The sequence below is a fragment of the Rhodococcus sp. IEGM1339 genome, from assembly GCF_050321925.1.
Classification (GTDB): Bacteria; Actinomycetota; Actinomycetes; order Mycobacteriales; family Mycobacteriaceae; genus Rhodococcus; species Rhodococcus pyridinivorans.
Window position 1 is genome coordinate 15,320 of sequence record NZ_JBNQFT010000024.1, and the last position, 16,924, is coordinate 32,243.

General features: G+C 67.2%; 17 protein-coding genes. 9 read left to right on the forward strand and 8 right to left on the reverse strand.

The genetic code is table 11. The features are described from left to right. The first annotated feature begins 105 nt into the window (after window positions 1–105). From ACQR3U_RS19055 to ACQR3U_RS19080, 6 genes are read left to right on the forward strand one after another with little or no spacing between them, the layout of a single operon-like run. The gene (locus ACQR3U_RS19055; protein ID WP_230811178.1) at window positions 106–2,208 is read left to right on the forward strand and encodes a hydantoinase/oxoprolinase family protein; all 2,103 of its coding nucleotides are present in this window, start codon (window positions 106–108) and stop codon (window positions 2,206–2,208) included. Beyond that, window positions 2,205–4,157 (forward strand): hydantoinase B/oxoprolinase family protein, encoded by a 1,953-nt coding sequence (locus ACQR3U_RS19060; protein ID WP_006551022.1) that lies wholly within the window; start codon window positions 2,205–2,207, stop codon window positions 4,155–4,157. The genes ACQR3U_RS19055 and ACQR3U_RS19060 overlap by 4 nt, the downstream gene beginning before the upstream one ends. Then, a complete protein-coding gene (locus ACQR3U_RS19065; RefSeq protein WP_039586499.1) occupies window positions 4,157–5,005 on the forward strand; it encodes an SDR family oxidoreductase in 849 nt (282 codons plus the stop codon). Before ACQR3U_RS19060 ends, ACQR3U_RS19065 begins: the two co-directional genes overlap by 1 nt. A 26-nt stretch (window positions 5,006–5,031) precedes the next feature. Next, entirely contained in the window at window positions 5,032–5,847 is an 816-nt protein-coding gene (locus ACQR3U_RS19070; protein ID WP_006551020.1) for an enoyl-CoA hydratase, read from the forward strand. Between the two features lie 57 nt (window positions 5,848–5,904). Further along, window positions 5,905–7,422, forward strand: coding sequence for an acyl-CoA synthetase (locus ACQR3U_RS19075; RefSeq protein ID WP_064851683.1), 1,518 nt, complete (start codon window positions 5,905–5,907; stop codon window positions 7,420–7,422). Window positions 7,423–7,462: 40 nt separating this feature from the next. Beyond that, window positions 7,463–8,614: an acyl-CoA dehydrogenase family protein gene (locus tag ACQR3U_RS19080; RefSeq protein WP_006551018.1), complete on the forward strand. Its 1,152-nt coding sequence runs from the start codon at window positions 7,463–7,465 to the stop codon at window positions 8,612–8,614. 30 nt (window positions 8,615–8,644) lie between these two features. Here ACQR3U_RS19080 and ACQR3U_RS19085 read toward each other — a convergent pair whose 3' ends face one another. From ACQR3U_RS19085 to ACQR3U_RS19105, 5 genes are all read right to left on the reverse strand, one after another. Then, window positions 8,645–9,484 carry an alpha/beta fold hydrolase gene (locus tag ACQR3U_RS19085; RefSeq protein WP_230811177.1) on the reverse strand — a complete coding sequence of 280 codons (840 nt, stop codon included), beginning with the start codon at window positions 9,482–9,484 and terminating at the stop codon, window positions 8,645–8,647. A gap of 75 nt (window positions 9,485–9,559) precedes the next feature. Continuing rightward, window positions 9,560–10,159 (reverse strand): class I SAM-dependent methyltransferase, encoded by a 600-nt coding sequence (locus ACQR3U_RS19090; protein WP_230811176.1) that lies wholly within the window; start codon window positions 10,157–10,159, stop codon window positions 9,560–9,562. A 475-nt stretch (window positions 10,160–10,634) separates the two neighbouring features. Then, a complete protein-coding gene (locus ACQR3U_RS19095) occupies window positions 10,635–11,174 on the reverse strand; it encodes an acyl-CoA thioesterase (protein ID WP_019290767.1) in 540 nt (179 codons plus the stop codon). Window positions 11,175–11,207: 33 nt separating this feature from the next. Further along, window positions 11,208–11,687, reverse strand: coding sequence for a MarR family winged helix-turn-helix transcriptional regulator (locus tag ACQR3U_RS19100; protein ID WP_019290768.1), 480 nt, complete (start codon window positions 11,685–11,687; stop codon window positions 11,208–11,210). Window positions 11,688–11,730: 43 nt separating this feature from the next. Next, window positions 11,731–12,693: a DNA-3-methyladenine glycosylase family protein gene (locus ACQR3U_RS19105; protein WP_006551013.1), complete on the reverse strand. Its 963-nt coding sequence runs from the start codon at window positions 12,691–12,693 to the stop codon at window positions 11,731–11,733. 125 nt (window positions 12,694–12,818) lie between these two features. Between ACQR3U_RS19105 and ACQR3U_RS19110 the strand changes: the two genes are divergently transcribed. After that, a complete protein-coding gene (locus ACQR3U_RS19110; protein ID WP_033098456.1) occupies window positions 12,819–13,337 on the forward strand; it encodes a ribonuclease H family protein in 519 nt (172 codons plus the stop codon). 12 nt (window positions 13,338–13,349) lie between these two features. Here ACQR3U_RS19110 and ACQR3U_RS19115 read toward each other — a convergent pair whose 3' ends face one another. From ACQR3U_RS19115 to ACQR3U_RS19125, 3 genes are read right to left on the reverse strand one after another with little or no spacing between them, the layout of a single operon-like run. Then, window positions 13,350–14,108, reverse strand: a complete 759-nt coding sequence (locus ACQR3U_RS19115; RefSeq protein ID WP_230811175.1) for an ABC transporter ATP-binding protein — start codon at window positions 14,106–14,108, stop codon at window positions 13,350–13,352. Then, on the reverse strand, window positions 14,105–15,115 hold the full coding sequence (locus ACQR3U_RS19120; protein ID WP_230811174.1) for an iron chelate uptake ABC transporter family permease subunit: 1,011 nt from the start codon (window positions 15,113–15,115) through the stop codon (window positions 14,105–14,107). The genes ACQR3U_RS19115 and ACQR3U_RS19120 overlap by 4 nt, the downstream gene beginning before the upstream one ends. Next, window positions 15,102–15,707, reverse strand: a complete 606-nt coding sequence (locus ACQR3U_RS19125; protein WP_308251509.1) for an iron chelate uptake ABC transporter family permease subunit — start codon at window positions 15,705–15,707, stop codon at window positions 15,102–15,104. The genes ACQR3U_RS19120 and ACQR3U_RS19125 overlap by 14 nt, the downstream gene beginning before the upstream one ends. Between ACQR3U_RS19125 and ACQR3U_RS19130 the strand changes: the two genes are divergently transcribed. After that, window positions 15,697–15,915 (forward strand): hypothetical protein, encoded by a 219-nt coding sequence (locus ACQR3U_RS19130; RefSeq protein ID WP_230811186.1) that lies wholly within the window; start codon window positions 15,697–15,699, stop codon window positions 15,913–15,915. The genes ACQR3U_RS19125 and ACQR3U_RS19130 overlap by 11 nt on opposite strands. A gap of 127 nt (window positions 15,916–16,042) precedes the next feature. Beyond that, complete coding sequence (locus ACQR3U_RS19135; RefSeq protein ID WP_200358801.1) at window positions 16,043–16,921, forward strand: amidohydrolase family protein; 879 nt, start codon at window positions 16,043–16,045, stop codon at window positions 16,919–16,921. Window positions 16,922–16,924: the final 3 nt, after the last annotated feature.

A 16,924-nucleotide genomic window follows, 5' to 3' on the forward strand; every position in this document is an offset into this window, starting at 1 on the left:
AGGCGACGAGTTCGGCGAGATGTGACAAAGAAACACCGCCGCTCAGGGGGTGGAATGTCATCAGACGTCAGGTGGGACACCGGCGAGACGAACCCAGGAGGAAACATGGGATCCAGGAAGATTCGGGTCGGTATCGATACCGGCGGAACATTCACGGACGTGGTCGCGGTGGACGACGAGTCCGGCGCCATCGTCACCACGAAGACCCCGTCGACACCGCAGGATCCGGCCATCGGCTTCCTCGCAGGCATCGAGAAGGTCCTCGCGCAGCTCGGCGAGACCGGCGACGCGATCGACGCCGTCAGTCACGGCACCACCGTCGCGACCAACAAGCTCCTCGAGGGCAAGGTCGGCACCCTCGGATTCATCACCACCGAGGGCTACGAACACGTCCTCGAGATCGCCCGCCAGTCGGTCCCCGACGGCTACGGCAACTCCTACTTCTGGGTCAAGCCCGACCGCATCGTGCCGGCCGACCGTGTCCGCACCATCCGCGGTCGTCTCGCCTACAACGGCAGCGAGATTCGTCCCCTGAACGAGGACGACGTCCGCGCCGCCGCCCGCTTCTTCAAGGACCGCGAGATCCGCACCGTCGGCGTGTGCCTCATGCACTCTTACGCCAACCCCGAGCACGAGCGCCGCGTCCGCGACGTCCTCATGGAGGAGTACCCGGAGGCGACCGTGAGCATCTCCAGCGAGGTGCTGCGCGAGTACCGCGAGTACGAGCGGTCCATCACGACCCTCGTCGACGCCGCGGTCAAGCCCAACATCCGCAACTACGTCAACAACATCGCGAACCGGCTCCGCGAGTTCTCCTCCGCCGAGGGCGAACAGCGCGACATCCCGTTCTACGTGATGAAGTCCAACGGTGGCGTGCTGTCGGCGAAGGAGGTCGTGCACCAGCCGATCACGACCGTGCTCTCCGGCCCTGCAGCCGGTGCCCTGGGTGCGGCCCTGATTGCCGGCGTCGCCGGTGTCGACCAGGTGCTGACCTGCGACGGTGGCGGCACCTCCACGGACGTCACCGTGGTCGTCGGCGGCGAGCCGGCACTCACCACGGAAGGTCGCGTGGGTGTCTACCCGTCCAAGATCCCCATGATCGACGTGGTGACCGTCGGCGCCGGCGGTGGCTCCATCGCGTGGATGACCCCCGAGGGCACCCTGCGCGTCGGCCCGCAGTCGGCGGGCGCCGATCCCGGACCCCTGTGCTACGCCAAGGGTGGCAACGAGCCGACCATCACCGACGCCCACGTCCTGCTCGGTCGCATCCCTCCCCACCTGCTCGGCGGTGAGATCCCGCTCGACACCGAACTCGCCCGCAAGGGCGTCGAGGAGCTCGCACACCGTCTCGGCCTCGAATTCGAGGCGTGCGCCACGGGCATTCTCGAAGTGTCGGCCTGGAACCAGGCCAACGCGCTGCGCCAGATCACCGTCAAGCGTGGTCTCGACGTCCGCGACTTCACCTTGGTGACCTTCGGCGGCTCCGGGTCGCTGCTGGCCTGTCGCCTCATCGACATCCTCGGTCTCAAGGACGTCCTCGTGCCGCTCGAGCCCGGCAACGTCTCGGCCTTCGGGCTGCTGACCGTCGATGTCCGCAACGACTATGTGCAGACGCACGTCAGCCGCCACGACCGGTTGGAGATCGAGAAACTACAGGCCGGACTCGACGCCCTCGCGGCCGAGGCCGAACGTGCCCTGGAGGACGAGGGATTCGGGCCCGATCAGCGGCAGTACGCCCGCTCGGCGGACCTGCGCTATTTCGGCCAGGCCTTCGAGGTGCGTGTGCCGGTCGGCGACGGCCCCATCACCCAGGAACTGATGGACGAGGCGGCCGAACGCTTCCACCAGGCCCACCGTGAGCTCTACGGCTACGACTTCCGCAACGATCCCCACCAGCACGTGGAATGGGTCAACCTCCGCGTCAGTGGTATCGGCCCCATCAAGCGACCGGAACTCGCCGAGATCGCCCCGGGCACGGGGGCGGACGACGCGCTCACCGGCACCCGTCAGGCGTACTTCGACGAGTGGGTCACCACCCGCGTGTACGACCGCGCCCGCCTCGGCGCCGGCGACGAACTCGAAGGTCCCGCCGTGATCGAGGAATTCAGCTCGACCATCCCGGTTCATCCCGGATTCCGCGCTCGCATCGACACTTTCGGCAACATCCGCCTCAGCAAGACGTCCGACTCGAACGGAGCCACCCGATGACTGCGACTCTCGAACCCGCCGCGGCCACGACCCGCAAGCCCTTCCGGCTGACCGACGCTTCGGGTAGCGCTCCCGATCCGGTGCTGGTCGAGATCGTCGCCGGCTACCTCGCCAGTGTCGAGATGGAGGTGGAGACCTCCATCTCCCGGACCTCGCGCTCGCCGATGATCCGCGACGCCCACGACTTCCGTGCCGGCATCCACGACCGCAACCTGCGCAAGCTCACCGGTCGTTCGTACTCGGCGCTCGTGCATCCGGTGGCGCGGGACTTCCCGCTCGAGACGATGAAGCCCGGCGACGTCTTCTTCCACAACGACGTCTACCTCTCCGAAGGCGGCATCGGGCACCTGCCCGACCTGTGCGTCACGGTCCCGGTCTTCGCGACCCGCCCCGGCGACACCGAGCCTTCGGTGGTCGCGTTCGTGCAGGCCTTCGGCCACCACGACGACATCGGCGGTTGCTGCCCGGGCTCCATGCCCTCGGGTGCGACCACCGTGTACGAGGAGGGACTGATGGTCCCGCCGATCAAGCTGTGGGACCAGGGCGTTCCCAACGAGGCGGCACTGCGGATCATGACCCGCAACTCCCGCATGCCCGATTCGCTCGCCGCCGACCTCGACGCCGAGTGCTCGGCGTGCCTCATGGGTGCGCGTCGACTGTCGGAACTGTTCGAACGCTACGGTGTCGAGACCGTCGAGGCCTGCTTCGACGCGATCCTCGACGCCACCACGGAGACCTACCGCCGCGAGATCCTCAGCAAGATCCCGGTGGGCACGTACACCTGGGAGGACTACGCCGAGCACGACGGTGTGGACGAGCCCATGCTGCACGTGCAGCGCATCACCCTCACCAAGACCTCCCCGGAGGACGAGGGCGGCGAGCGCCTGATCCTGGACTTCAACGGCACCGGTCCGCAGGCGAAGGGCCCGATCAACCACTGCGGTGACTACGCCGACGGCAACTTCCTCATCAAGTGGCTGGCGCCGATCCTCCGCAACCTGGCCGACACCCCGGACCGCATGGCGGAACTGGACGTCAACGAAGGTGTCGTGCCGCTGATCGAGATGAGGTTCCCGGAGCCGGGCACGCTCATCACGCCGATCTTCCCCGCTCCCACCAACGCTCGCACGTTCGTGATCCTGCGTCTGCTCGGTGTGCTCTCCGGTGTGGTCGCCAAGGCGGTCGACGGCAACATGCCCGCCGACCAGGAGACCATCCGCTACACCGGTGTGTACGGCGAGGACTTCGACGGCCACTCCTACCTCATGCGTGAGGTGCTCGGCGGCGGCTCCGGCGGCCGGCACTACGCCGACGGTGAGGACACCATCCACGTGGTGCCCGACTCGCGGAACCTGCCCACGGAGTTCACCGAGAGCCGTTTCCCGTTCATCGTCGAGAAGCTGGGTCTGGCAATCGATTCCGGTGGGGCCGGCCGCTACCGCGGTGGTCTCGGCTACGAGAAGCACATCCGCATGCTCAAGGACGCGAACTTCATGTCCATCGCGGACCGTTCGATCCTCGCCTGCTGGGGCGTCAAGGGCGGCAAGGCCGGCAAGCCGTTCTCCGTCACCCTCGATCCCGGCGGCCCGAACGAGCGCGAGTTCGACGCCCTCACGGACGCCGAGCCGATCAAGGCCGGCGAGGTCGTGCGCATCCGCACCACCGGTGGCGGTGGCTGGGGCGACCCGCTCGATCGTCCGATCGACGAGGTGGTCCGGGACGTGCTGTGGCGCAAGGTGTCCGTCGAGGGCGCCCGCGACGACTACGGCGTGATCCTGAAGGACACCTCGGCGGAGGAGCCCGTCGCCGACGTCGAGGCCACCGAGGCGCTGCGTGCGCAGATGCGCGCCGAGCGCGGCGAGGAAGAGCCCTTCTTCGACCGCGGTCCCGGTTACGCCCGCCTGTCGGGTGGTGCCGAGTTCGCCGAGTACGACTTCATCGGCAACTGATGTCGACGACGGCCACTTTCTCCCGCGGCACCGATCTCGCAGTGATCGGTGCCGCGGGGAAGACCGGAACGGCTGTCATCGCGGCGCTGGAGACAGCAGACACGACCCCCGTCCGCCGAGTGGTGCACACCGCTCGGCAGGCGGGGGATCGTGCTGTCGACCTCGAGACCGGTGCCGGGCTCGTCGACGCCCTGTCGGGCTGCCGTGGCGTCTACTTCATCGCCCCGAACATGCACCCCGACGAACCGGCGCTGTTCGAACGGTTCCTCGCGGCGGTGGCCGAGGCAGGTGTCGATCACGTCGTCTACCACTCCGTCGCCTGGCCGTACACGCCGGCGATGCCGCACCACCTCGACAAGGCGCGTTGCGAGGACATCCTGCACGCTTCCGGGGTGCGGTGGACCGTTCTGCAGCCCTGCGCGTACACGGAGAACTTCGCATCCGTCCTCGACGGCTCGGTCGATGCACTCGACGTCCCCTACGACCCCGACGCGCCGTTCTCGTTCGTCGCCCTGTCGGACGTCGCGACGGTGGCGGCCCGTGTCCTCGTCGAGGGTACGGACATCCACCACGGCGCCACCTACGAGCTCGGGGGACCGGACTCGGTGAGTGTGCGGCAGCTGTGCGCGGTCGCCGGGCGGTCGGTGGAGATCGAGCAGGTGTCCGTCCCGGTGTGGATGGAGCGCCACGGCCGCGACCTGCCCGCGGATACCCGGGAGCGTCTGGCGGCGATGTTCGACTTCTACGACGATCACGGCTTCGTCGCGGGAAGCGCCGTGACGGCGGCACTGCTCGGTCGGGCGCCCGCCCGCGTCGCGGATCTCGTCTCGTCGATGCCGCGCCGGTAACCCGCCGGTGGTGTAGGAAAGGGAACGTGACGGATCGCTCTGCGGACGGCCCCGACGCCGTCGACACCCTGCCCCCGCCCGTGCTCATCGCTGTCGACGAGGCCAGCGGTATCGGGGTGCTCACCCTCGACCGCCCGGAGCAGCGCAACCCGCTGTCGGTGGAGACGATGCGCGAGGTCATCGCCGGCCTGACGGCGCTCGCGGCCGACACGAAGGTGATCGTGGTCCGCGCGGAAGGCCCGGTGTTCTCGGCCGGGCACGACCTGCGGCAGATGATCGGACGCACGCTCGACGAGGAACGCGCGATCTTCGAGACGTGCAACGAGATGATGCGGACCGTGCAGTCGATCCCTCAACCGGTGATCGCATCGGTGCAGGGCACGGCGCTCGCGGCGGGATGCCAGCTCGTCGCTGCGTGCGATCTCGCCGTCGCTGCCGGCGACGCCCGCTTCGGTACCCCGGGTGTGCGGATCGGGTTGTTCTGCTCGACGCCGATGGTCGCGGTCAGCCGCGCGATCGGCCGCAAGCGGGCGCTGCAGATGCTGCTGACCGGCGACACCATCGACGCGCAGACCGCCGCCGACTGGGGCCTGGTGAACTACGTCGTCGAACCGGAGACGCTGGAGACCGCGACCACCGAGCTCGCCCTGAAGATCGCCACGTCGTCCCCCGAGACGATGCGGATCGGCAAGGAGGCGTTCTACCGGCAGATCGATCTGCCGCAAGAGACGGCCTATGCCGCAATGGCGGAGACGATGGCGTCGAACGCGATGATCGACGACGCGCAGGAGGGGATGACGGCCTTCCTCGAGAAGCGGGCACCGGTCTGGAAGGACCGCTGATCCCGAGCGATCGCTAGGTCTGGACTATTTGGTTGGACGTCCTATAAAGTTCACTGCATGACCCCCGACCCGCGTCAGAGCACCGTCGACGGCATCCTCCACCGCACCGCCGCGCGCTATCCCGCCCGCGTCGCACTCCGCTTCGGCGACCGGCAGTTCACCTACCGGGAACTCGACGACGCCGTCACCCGTGCCGCTGCGCACCTGCTCTCGTTGGGCCTGTCCAAGGGCGACCGCGTGGCCGCCTACGGCACCAACTCCGACGGCTACGCGATCGGATATCTCGCCGCTGCCCGCGCCGGCCTGGTGCACGTGCCGATCAACTACGCACTGCGCGGCGAGGAACTGTCGTACCTGCTCGGTCAGTCGGGCGCGAAAGCCGTGCTCGTCGACCCCGTGTTGCGCGACAATCTCGACGCCGTCCTGGCCGACGTGCCGGCCGAGACCGTCGTCCCGCTCCGCGACGCCGACGACTCCCTGGTGACGGTCGCGCAGACCGGCGACGTGCCGACGCTCGACGTCGCCGTGGCCGACACCGACCTCGTCCAGCTCCTCTACACCTCGGGCACGACGTCGAAGCCCAAGGGCGCCATGATGACCCACCAGGCGCTCACCTTCGAATACATGTCGTCGATCGAGGCGCTCGACCTGTCGGCCGGCGACGACCCGCTCGTGTGCATGCCGCTCTACCACTCCGCGGCGATGCACGTCTTCCTCATCCCGTACTTCGCGGTCGGTGCGACCGTGCGGCTGCTGCCCGCACCCGACGTCGCCGAGATCCTGCGGCTGGTGGAGGAGGAGCGCATCGGATCCCTGTTCCTCGCCCCGACGGTGTGGGTGCCGCTGACCAACCATCCCGACCTCGACGAGCGCGACCTGTCCTCGCTGCGCAAGGCGCAGTACGGAGCGTCGATCATGCCCGTCACCGTCCTCGAGCGACTCCGCGGCCGCTACCCGGAGCTCGGCTTCTACAACTGTTTCGGCCAATCCGAGATCGGTCCGCTCGCCACCGTCCTCCGCCCCGAGGAACACGACGCGCGTCCCGCCTCGTGCGGCCGGGCCGTGCTGTTCGTCGAAACCCGCGTCGTCGACGCCGACGGCAACGACGTCCCCGACGGTGAACCCGGTGAGATCCTGTACCGCTCACCGCAACTGTGCCTGGGCTATTGGGAGAATCCCGCCGCGACGGAGGAGGCCTTTCGCGACGGCTGGTTCCACTCCGGCGACCTCGTCACCCGCGACGCCGAAGGCTTCATCACCGTCGTCGATCGCATCAAGGACGTCATCAACACCGGCGGCATCCTCGTCGCCTCACGTGAGGTCGAGGACGCGATCTACACGCATTCGGCCGTCGCGGAGGTCGCGGTGATCGGTACTCCGGACGAGAAATGGATCGAAGCGGTGACCGCGGTGGTCGTCCTCAAGGACGGTCACGAGCTCGACGAGCCCACCTTGATCGACCACGTCAAGCAGCGCCTCGCACCGTTCAAGGTGCCCAAGGCCGTTCGCTTCGCCGACGTCCTGCCGCGTAACCAGAGCGGCAAGCTCCTCAAGCGCGAACTGCGCGGATCCTGACCACTCCGACCGAACACTGCGAAAAGGAAATCCGAACCCGATGCCGAAGAAGCACGTCGCCTCCTGGTACGACGACGAGGTCTCTGCCGTCTACGATCTCGCGCGCGAGTTCTTCGATCGCGAGGTCATGGGCAAGGCCGAGAAGTGGGATTCGCAGCGTCGTATCGATCGTGAGGTGTGGCTCGAGGCCGGCAAACTCGGTCTGCTGTGCTGCTCGATCCCCGAGGAATACGGGGGTGGCGGCGGTACCTTCGCGCACGACCTCGCGGTGTTCGACGCGCAGGGCTACTCCGGCGATCTCGCGTTCGGCAACTCCGTGCACAGCGGCATCGTCGCGCACTACATCCTCGAATACGGCAACGAGGAGCAGAAGAAGACGTGGCTGCCGGGCATGGCCACCGGCGAGATCCTCGGTGCCATCGGCATGACCGAACCCGGCGCGGGTTCGGACCTCAAAGCGATCAAGACCACCGCGGTGCGCGACGGCGACCACTACGTCGTCAACGGCTCGAAGACCTTCATCACCAACGGTTCTTCGGCCGACGTCATCGTCCTCGCCGTCAAAACCGACCCGAAGGCAGGCGCCAAGGGTGTGTCGCTGCTCATCGTGGATCTCCGTGACGCCCCGGGCTTCTCGGTGGGCCGTGTGCTCGACAAGGTCGGCCAGCACGCCGCCGACACCTCCGAGCTGTCGTTCGTCGACGTGCGCGTGCCCGTGACGAACCTGCTCGGCGAATCCGAAGGTCTCGGCTTCGGTCAGCTCATGGCACAGCTCGTGCAGGAACGTCTGATCATCGGCGCGCAGGCCGCCGGTGCGATGGACCGGGCCGTCGAGGAGACCGTCCGCTACACCAAGGCGCGACAGGCGTTCGGGCACAGCCTGTTCGAGTTCCAGAACACGGCCTTCGAACTCGCCGAGTGTCAAACCATCGCCCGCACCTGCCGCATCTTCCTCGACCACTGCATCGAGCAGCACCTGAAGGGCCAACTCGATCCGTCCGATGCCGCGATGGTCAAGTACTGGCTGACCGACAAGCAGTGCGAGGTCATCGACCGGTGCGTGCAGTTGCACGGCGGCTACGGCTACATGCGCGAATACCTCATCGCGCGGATGTACGAGGACGCGCGCGTCCAGCGGATCTACGCCGGCGCGAACGAGGTCATGAAGCAGATCATCGCGCGGGCGCTGTAACCGCCGAGTCGTATCCGGATGCGGGACGTCTCAGCGGGCTGTGGCGGTCAAGAACTCTTCGATCGCCGCCGTGAGCTTCTCGGGCTGGTCTTCGGCCAGCAGGGTGTAGCTGTCGTCGATTTCGACCAGCCGCGCGTCGGGGAAGGCCTCGGCGAGGCGTCGCCCGTGATCGCGCGGCATCATGCGGTCCTCGGTGGCCCACACGACCAGCACCGGCCCGGAGAATCGCGCCGCTTTCGCAGCGATCTCGAGCAGCTGTTGCTTGGGCGGGGCCGAGAGTGCGTACTTGGCCAGATCACGCCGGATGTTCCGGTCGACGGTGGCCGGGCGGAACCAGGCGTCCATGACGGGTCCGGGTACCGGACGTTTGCTCATCCATCCCCAGGTGCCGGGGCCACGCCGGCCGAACTTCGTGCCGAGCACCGCCATGAGCAGGCGTACCCCACCCGGAAGCTTGACCAGCGGCAGGAGTCGTTTCACCGGGCCGGGAGGGTAGTTGTCGAATGCCTCGCACGCGGCGAGCACGAGTCGCGAGACCCGTTCGGGATTCGACACGGCGAAGAAGGCCTGGGCGCCGCCCCAATCGTTCTGGATCAGCGTGACGTCACGCAGGTCGAGAGCGTCGAGGAACTCCCCGATGAGATGGCCCATGCCGACGAGGGTGAGGTCTGCCTCCGGGCGCATCGGTATGCGGTGCGAGCCGAGAGGCCAGGTCGGCGCGATGCAGCGGTAGGTGCCGCGGAGTTGTTCCACGACGTTTCGCCACGCGGTTCCGTCCATCAGTAGACCGTGGATGAACACGAGAACCGGTCCGTCGCCACCGGTGTCCTCGTACTCGATCGTTCCTGCCGAAAGCTCGATGTCGAACACGCGATCCCCCTTCGCGTCGAGTCGTCGAGATACTTCCACAGTTCGACGCCGATCACCGGGATTTCACTGATTCCCTCAGAGGGGCTTGGTCCAGTCCAGCGTGTAGCGGTAGTAGAAGCGTCGATGGATACGGCTTCCGGGCAGCACCATCGCGGCCGCGCGACGGATATCGGCGAGTGACTCGCGGGGTTGTTCGGTCGTCATGCCGGGGTAGCCGGATTCGCGGTGGATGGTGCTCGCTACGCGAACGGGAAGAACAAGGGCCCCGGCGACGAGCCGATCGATCACGGTCTTGTTGGCAGACAGCCCCACGATGCGCAGGCTCCCTCCCGGGGCCAGAAGTTCTCGCATGCGTTCGAGCGCGATGATCAGCGGCATGTGATGGAGGGTGGCGACGCACGTGATCAGGTCGAAGCGCCGATCATCGAGTTCCGACGAGGTGAGGACATCTCCCTCGACGACGTGCGCGTCGGGGGTGTCGGCAAGGCGTGCGCGCGCTCGGGCGACAGCCGAGTGATCCGAATCGATGCCGGTGACCGATGCAGCTGCCGTGGCGAGTTTCCGAAGGAGAAGTCCGTCGCCGCAGCCGATATCGAGGACGCTGCTGTCACGGTGCGGAACCGCTGCGAGCAACTCCGAGTGGAAGGCCGTGTTGTGATTCCGATACTCGGTCACGATGCTCCTTTCTCGTCGTCGGGAACGTGTCAGGGTGCATGAGGTCGGGTCCGCGGAATCGCCGACGGTGTCGAGCGTGAACTCGACGCATCGGGCTGGGGCACCTGCCACATCGTCGGGAACTCCCTCCGTGGACAGGTCGGGTTCGAACTCGAACGCCATGGCCGTGCACGTTCGCCGGCTGCTGTCAGTCCGAGTCGCGGTCGGAAACGTTTCTCATGGAGGGAGTTCCGTATCGGCTTGTCGTTCATTGCGCAGTTTCCGTTGGCGGCAGCGGCGCGGGTGCTCGGTGAGCGGGCCTGGGCACGGCTCCAACGACCGATCCTCCGGAACGCGAGCCGGCGACTCGACGCCGTACCATCCGAGGATGCTGCGAATGTCGTCCGCGCAGTGTCCCACTGCCCGATCTACCTCACGAGGCTGCTCGCCGGCCTTCGCGACGGGCCGTTGACGGACCTTCACCGGGTGAAGGCACCTACCACGGCCGGCTCGTGGTGAGATACTTCGCCATCTCCTGACTCTGCGCGCGGTGCATGCGGCGGTGCTCCGCCCGCTCGTCACCGGACTCGTTCAGCTTGCGTTCCTCGTCGGATTCGGGCAGCACCGGTGGGACCTGCATGGTTCGACCGCCGTCGTCGACGGCGACGAAGGTGAGGAAGGCGGTGGCGGCGATGCGCCGCTCCCCGCTGCGCAGATCTTCGGCGGTGACCTTGACGAAGACCTCCATCGAGCTACGTCCGGTCCACGTCACGAACGACTCGAGGCACACCGAATCGGACGGACGGACGGGTTCGAGGAAGGCCACGGAATCGGTCGACGCCGTCACAACCGAGGCACGACTGTGACGGGTCGCCGAGATCGACGCGGTCATGTCGATGTCGCTCATCAGCTTCCCGCCGAACAACGTGTTGTGGTCGTTGACGTCGTTGGGAAACACCCTGCTGGTCTTGACGACTCGCGATTCTCGGCAAGGTTTGGCCTGCACGCCGATGGTCCTTTCGTAGATCGTGCTCACGGCGGGATCTCCGCCGGATGCACCTCTACAAGCCTACGACTGCTGCGCGGAAATCGGCGCAGGCCTGGTGTGATACTCGACAATTCTGGTCAGCATGGCGGTGAGCTGTGCGCGTTCGGCCGCGTCGAGGGGAGCGAACGCCTCGTCCTGCGCCGCGGTGAGCATCCGGTCGAGATCGAACAGTCGCCGGCGCCCGCGCTGGGGGAGGGTGATGATGTTGCGTCGCCGATCGGTCGGGTCGGGTGCTCGTTCGACGAAACGCCGGTCGACGAGTGCGTCGACGGCGGCGGCGACGTCGCTGCGATCGAGTCCGCAGCGACGGGCGAGGTCGATCTGACTGGACGGACCGTGTACCTCGAGGGCGGCCAGGATCCGGTAGTGGTGACCTCGGGCATCGGCGGAATCGAGGCGGTCGAACACGACGCGATGCACGTGTCGCGCCGCCAGGGTCATCAGATAGCTCGGGAGGTGTCCGAGCCGATCGGGGCCGGCCGCGTCGTGGGTGGCGGACATGTGACCGAGTCTACGATTACGGGCCCTGTGGATCGAGACCCCGTCACCGCCGACGGTGGTCGGTGATGGGGGTGCGAGGGCCGCGTTTCGGAACCTGCGCGTACCCACCGGACTCCACGATCAGTCGAACCGCCCGATAGCGTTGCGGACGCAGGGGTTCGAGGTATTCGATCATGCCGGGATCGTCGAGGGGCTTACCGAGCAGCGCCCATCCGACGACCTTCGCGAGGTGGTAGTCGCCGACGGAGAGCGCATCGGTGTCGCCGAACGCGCGCTGGGCGACCTCCGCGGCCGTCCACACGCCCACCCCCGGCACGACCCGCAACTTCCGTCGGGCGTCGGCGGCCGGTTCATGCACGAGGCGCTCGAGGGAGTCGGCGACCTGCGCGCACCGCACCACAGTGCGTGCGCGGCCGGGGTCGACGTTCGCCCGATGGAACTCCCAGGACGGCACGGTCCGCCAGGTCGCCGCGGAGGGCGGCACGCGCATGCCCTCCGGGGCCGGACCGGGCGCCGGATCGCCGAACCACGTGACGAGACGACGCCAGGACGCGAACGCCGCCACCCCGTGCACCCGCTGTTCCAGGATGGCCGGCACCAGGGATTCGAGCACCCGGCCCGTGCGGGTGATGCGCAGGGCAGGCATGCGTCGGTGCGCCTCGACGAGCAGGGGATGCTCGGGTACGAAGCCGGATGGGTCGTCGTCGGCGCCGAGCAGCGCCGGAAGCCGATCGACCAACTCGGATGCGCCCGGACCCCACGCCAGACACCGCGCGCCGTGCGGACCGTCCTGGGTGAGTCGGTACGTCACGGCACCGGTGTTCATCCGGGAGGTACGCCAGACGGCGCCGGCGACGACGCGATGACACGGATCCCACGGCCCGCGCTGCAGCGGGCGCAGGGTGCGCACCACGTCGACCGGCCACGGCACGCGCACGCGGGTGTCGAGGGGTGCTTCGTCCGCCACGCTCGCGATGCGACGGCCTCGCTCGTCGGACACGGTCACCGTCCTACCGTACTCTGTGCGCTGGAGCCGACTTTCGCGACTCTGTGCGCTGGAGCCGACTTTCGCGACTCTGTGCGCTCGAGCCGACTTTCGTGGTGTCGGAGGGTGCGGCTATGGTCGGGCGCATGATCATCGTGAGCACCGACGGATCCTGCCTTCGCAATCCCGGTGGCGCCATCGGGTGGGCGTGGGTCAATCACGAGGGGCCCAGCGCGTCGGGCGGTGAGCGTTCGGGCACGAATCAGATCGCCGAGCTCCGGGCGGTGCTCGAGGCACTGCGCGCGCATCCCGGCGCCGAGCCGATGATCATCGAATCCGATTCGCAGTACGCGATCAAGTGCGCCTCCGAATGGCTGCCCGGATGGAAGCGCAAGGGTTGGAAGACGGCCACCGGCGCGCCGGTGAAGAACCTCGAACTCGTGCGCGCCATCGACCGCGAGCTCACCGACCGCACCGGTCCGGTGCGGTTCCGCTGGGTGCGCGGCCACGTCGGCAACCACTTCAACGAGATGGCCGACACGCTCGCCGGCCAGGCCGCCCGCGAGATCGCGGCGCAGCCCGGACCGATCGAGGTGCCGAGCACGCCCGTGGTCGCGCACAAGCCGCCGAAGTGCGCCGACGACGCCGAATTGACCTTGTTCTGAGCGAAGTTCCGCTCAGCGCGCGTAGACCGCGGTGGGTTGCCCGTTGATCGCGTGGACGGTCACGGGGGTATCGAACACGTCGGTGAGGATCTCGTCCCGCATGATCTCGTCGGACGTGCCGCTGGTGACGATCAGGCCGTCGCGCAACGCGATGATGTGATCGGAGTACGCGGCGGCGATGTTCACGTCGTGGATGACGAGCACGATCGTCTTGCCCAGTTCGTCCGCTGCCCGCCGCAGCTGACGCATCATCAGCACGGCGTGCTTCATGTCGAGGTTGTTGAGCGGCTCGTCGAGCAGCACGTACTTGGTGTCCTGTGCCAGCACCATCGCCACGAAGGTGCGCTGCCGCTGACCGCCGGAGAGCTGGTCGAGGAAGCGGTCTGCGAGGTCGGTGAGGTTGAGGAATTCCACCGCCTCGTCGACGTGCCGCACGTCTTCCGCGGTGAGTCTGCCCTGGCAGTGCGGGAATCGACCGAAGCCGACCAGTTCGCGGACCGTCAGGCGCGCGGTGATGTGGTTCTCCTGCCGCAGGATCGACAGATGCTTGGCCAGCTCCCGGGTCTTCGTGGAATGCACGTCGAGTCCGCCCACGGTGACGGTGCCGCTGGTGGGTTGCAGCAGTCGGCCGATGATCGTCATGAGCGTCGACTTGCCGGCACCGTTCGGTCCGATCAGGGAGGTGATTCCGCCCTCGCGGATCGTGCCGGAGACGGGTCCGAGGACCCGCTTGTCCTGGTACGACATCGAGACGTCGTGGAACTCGATCACAGCGTTCCCTTTCTCAGGAGCATGAACAGGAACAGGATGCCGCCGACGAACTCGATGATCACCGTCAGGAACCCGCCCGCGTAGAAGACGTGCTGCATGAAGAACTGGCCGAAGGCGAGGGTGATCACGCCGAGCAGGAACGCCATGGGCATGACGTACTGGTGCTTGTACGAACCGGCGATCTGGTAGGCGAGGGTGGCGACGAGGAAGCCGAAGAAGGTCATGGGCCCGGCCAATGCGGTCGCGAACGCCACGAGCAGCGCGATGAGGACGAGCATCAGCGTCAACTCGCGCTTGTAGGCGACACCGATGTTGGTTGCGGTGTCGCGGCCGAGCAGCAGCGCATCGAGACGGTGGCGACGGCGCCACAGGATCACCCCCACGACGATGCAGATGCCGAACGCGAGGGGCAGATAGTCGCCGGGTACGGACGACAGGCGACCCATCAGCTCGACCGAGAGCATGTCGTACTCGGTGGGGGAGAGCACCCGCTGGATGAACGTCGAGAGACTGTCGAACGCCATTCCGAGTACGACGCCGACGAGCAGCATCAGGAACAGGCTGCCGAAACGGCCGGAGAACAACCAGCGATAGAGCAGCGTCGCCAGTGCCACCATGAGCCCGGTCTGGAGGACGAGCTTCGGGATGCCTTCGGAGGTCGCGATCGCGGTGGCTCCGAAGAAGAAGACCGTCAGCGTCTGCATCAGCGTGTACAGGGAATCGAACCCGATGATGGACGGCGTGAGGATGCGGTTGTCGGTGACCGTGTGAAACACGACGGTCCCCATGCCGTGCGCGAACGCCGCGACCACCATGGCTCCCAGGACGGTGAGCCGGCGAGGGAAGGTGAAGTCGAACGAGCCGCGGATGAACAGGAACAGATAGCAGGCGACCGCTACGGCAGCGATCGCGGCGACGATGGCCAGGCGCACTCCCGGCGACAGGCGACGGCGCTCACCCTTGCCGGACGGGACGGCCCGGGCGCGTACGGAATCAAGCACTGACATGACGACGCTGCCTCAGAACGAGAGTGATGAAGACGACGGCGCCGACGACGCCGAGGACGACGGACGCGGGAATCTCCATGGGGGCGACGATCGTGCGGCCGACGAGATCGCACGCGAGAAGTAGTCCGGCGCCGATGACGGCGACCCAGGGCAGGTTCTTGTGCATGTCGTCGCCGAGCATCATCGACACGAGATTCGGGACGATCAGGCCGAGGAACGGGATGAAGCCCACCACCACGGTAGTGACGCCGGTGGCGATCGCGACGAGCATGACGCCGAGGAAGACGACCTGCTCGTACTTCAGCCCCACGTTGGTGGCGAGGTCTCTACCGAGACCGGCGATGGTGAACCGGTCGGCGAGGAGATAGGCGAGGACGGCGACGGCGAGCACCGCCCACAGCGGTTCGTAGAAGCCGCGAACCACGCTGCTGAAGCCACCCGAACGCCACGCCGACATCGACTGCAGCAGGTCGAAGTTGCCGGCGAGGAAAGTGGTGATCGAGCCGACCACGGCACCGAGCATGATGCCGACGAGCGGCACGATGATCGACGACTTCAGCGCGATCCGGCGCAGGACGACGATGAGCACCATCGTTCCCGCGAACGGTCTCGATGGTGACGGTCGCGCCGTTCTCGGCGTCGGCGCTGTCGATACCGCTGTCACCGCAGGCGGTCAGGACGAGCGCCCCGGCGAGGGCCGGTGCGAGGAGCAGGCGCTTGAGATTCAGTTTCACGGGGTGACGTCCGAGGAAGGGTCGGACGGCGTGCTGACATGCGCCAAGACGCTCGCGGATCGGTAATTCAAGTTTCACATAGTATTGGTAAGGCAAACCTTTGTCCTGCTGGGGGTATGTGACAACGATCTCCCGGAGCGAATATCAACTACTCACGTCACCCCTGCTGAGGGTCGCCGGATAGGGTCGCGGCATGAACGAAGTCGAGTCGGTCGCACGCTTTCGGAGCACCCACGGTCTCGATCACCTGATCGACGTCCACACGCACTTCATGCCCCGCCAGGTCATGGACAAGGTCTGGGCGTACTTCGACTCCGCAGGCCCGCTCGTCGGACGGCCCTGGCCGATCACCTACCGGCACGACGAGGAGGAACGCGTCGCGCGTCTCCGCGACTTCGGGGTACGCCGGTTCACCGCCATGCTGTACCCGCACAAGCCGGAGATGGCGGCGTGGCTCAACTCGTGGGCGGCCGACTTCGCGGCCCGGACCCCCGACTGTCTCCACACCGCCACCTTCTACCCGGAGGCCGAGGCGAAGGAGTACGTCGCGTCGGCGATCGAGGCGGGCGCGCGCGTGTTCAAATCCCACATCCAGGTCGGCGATTACTCGCCGCTCGATCCGCTCCTCGACGACGTGTGGGGCCTGCTCGAGGACTCGGGCGTGCCCATCGTCGTGCACTGCGGGTCGGGCCCGGCGCCCGGCACGTACACCGGTCCGGCTCCGATGCAGGAACTCATGCGCCGGTACCCGCAGCTGACGGTGATCGTCGCGCACATGGGTATGCCCGAGTACCGCGAGTTCCTCGACCTCGCGGAACAGTACGAGCGGGTGTATCTCGACACGACGATGGCGTTCACCGATTTCGTCGAGGAGGACACACCCTTCCCGAGGGATCAGCTGCCGCGTCTCGACGCGCTGCGTCGGAAGATCCTGCTCGGCACGGATTTTCCGAACATTCCGTACGACTATCTGCACCAGCTCGAGGTGCTCGAGCGCGTCGCGCCCGACAGCGAGTGGATCCGCGCGGTGTGCCGCGACAACGCCACGTCGCTGTTCGGGCTCGGCGAGTGATCG

What these genes read in the sequence shown, in the direction of transcription:
- ACQR3U_RS19060 (WP_006551022.1), top strand. Translation starts at nt 2,205, where the DNA reads ATGACTGCGACTCTCGAACCCGCCGCGGCCACGACCCGCAAGCCCTTC.
- ACQR3U_RS19055 (WP_230811178.1), top strand. Translation starts at nt 106, where the DNA reads ATGGGATCCAGGAAGATTCGGGTCGGTATCGATACCGGCGGAACATTC.
- ACQR3U_RS19100 (WP_019290768.1), bottom strand. Translation starts at nt 11,687, where the DNA reads ATGTCCGCCACCCACGACGCGGCCGGCCCCGATCGGCTCGGACACCTC.
- ACQR3U_RS19075 (WP_064851683.1), top strand. Translation starts at nt 5,905, where the DNA reads ATGACCCCCGACCCGCGTCAGAGCACCGTCGACGGCATCCTCCACCGC.
- ACQR3U_RS19120 (WP_230811174.1), bottom strand. Translation starts at nt 15,115, where the DNA reads ATGTCAGTGCTTGATTCCGTACGCGCCCGGGCCGTCCCGTCCGGCAAG.
- ACQR3U_RS19130 (WP_230811186.1), top strand. Translation starts at nt 15,697, where the DNA reads ATGAGCACCATCGTTCCCGCGAACGGTCTCGATGGTGACGGTCGCGCC.
- ACQR3U_RS19125 (WP_308251509.1), bottom strand. Translation starts at nt 15,707, where the DNA reads ATGGTGCTCATCGTCGTCCTGCGCCGGATCGCGCTGAAGTCGTCGATC.
- ACQR3U_RS19080 (WP_006551018.1), top strand. Translation starts at nt 7,463, where the DNA reads ATGCCGAAGAAGCACGTCGCCTCCTGGTACGACGACGAGGTCTCTGCC.
- ACQR3U_RS19110 (WP_033098456.1), top strand. Translation starts at nt 12,819, where the DNA reads ATGATCATCGTGAGCACCGACGGATCCTGCCTTCGCAATCCCGGTGGC.
- ACQR3U_RS19135 (WP_200358801.1), top strand. Translation starts at nt 16,043, where the DNA reads ATGAACGAAGTCGAGTCGGTCGCACGCTTTCGGAGCACCCACGGTCTC.
- ACQR3U_RS19065 (WP_039586499.1), top strand. Translation starts at nt 4,157, where the DNA reads ATGTCGACGACGGCCACTTTCTCCCGCGGCACCGATCTCGCAGTGATC.